Origin of the sequence: Phycicoccus elongatus Lp2, from assembly GCF_000367525.1 — a bacterium.
Lineage (GTDB): Bacteria > Actinomycetota > Actinomycetes > Actinomycetales > Dermatophilaceae > Phycicoccus_A > Phycicoccus_A elongatus.
This window is the reverse complement of record NZ_HF570956.1, coordinates 2,945,202-2,946,171: the sequence shown is the minus strand read 5'-3', so window position 1 is coordinate 2,946,171 and position 970 is coordinate 2,945,202. Positions and strand designations below refer to the sequence as shown.

1 protein-coding gene is annotated in these 970 nt (G+C 72.1%); it reads right to left on the bottom strand.

The window, feature by feature from the left end:
* A partial coding sequence (locus tag BN10_RS17535) for a sunset domain-containing protein (RefSeq protein WP_040751994.1) occupies nt 1-970 on the bottom strand: 970 nt, incomplete at both ends.

Here is a 970-nt window from a genome sequence, read left to right as displayed (position 1 = left end):
AAGCCGGCGCGGCGGGCGGAGTCCTCGTCGTAGAACCACACATCGGGCTCGCAGGAGTCGTAGCCCGGGGCGTCCTGGGTGCGGTAGGTCATCGTGTCGCGGTAGGCCTGCACGGTGTGGCCGAGCGGCTGGGCGCCGTCGGCGATCGGGGCCGCTGATCCGACGCCGAAGCCACCGTCGGAGACTTCGTCGAGGTCCGAGATGCGGCGGCCCCAGGCGGCTTCCACCTCGTGCTCGGCGTGGTCATCGGCCGAGCCCTGGCCCTCACGGGCTTCGTCGTACTGCCAGTCACCCGAGTCCCCTGCGCCATGGGAGGAATCGCCGGCGATGTGGGCCGCGGCCGGCGACGCGGCTGCAGCCTCGTCGGCCTCGGTCCACGTGTCCTCGAGGGATGCCTCGCCGACCTGCTGGTCGACCTGCGCATTCGACACGGGCTCGCTGCCGCCGGTGTTGTCAGCCTCGGGGACCGTGGCGGTGACCTCGTCACCGGTCACATCGCTCTCGACCTCGACCGATTCGACCGGCTCCACGTCGCCATCGAATACGGCATCCTCGGTGACCGGTTCGTCACCCATGAGACCGTCGCCCCAGGTGGGGACTTCACTTTCGGCGCCGACTTCGTCGGCTGAGCCGTCGTTCACCGACACCTCGTCGACGGAAACCTCGTCGCCGTAGCCCTGACCGGTGGCCAGAGCGTGAGCGCGCTCGTCCTCAGGGGTGAACGCCGCCGGCGTCAGGGCCGCCGGGCTCAGATCCCCCGCCCCCACCGCCGGGCTCAGATCCGCCGCGCTTCCCGTCGGGCTCGCCGGGCCGGACTCCTCGGTGACGTCGGTGTCCGGGTCGAGCACGTCGGCGCGGTGGGGGTCCGCGGCATACGCGGTCTTCTCCTCGGCCACCCGAGCGTGCGCGTCGCGCACCTCGTGACCGGCATCGGTGACAGCGGCCGACGCCGTCGCGGCAGCCGAGGCCG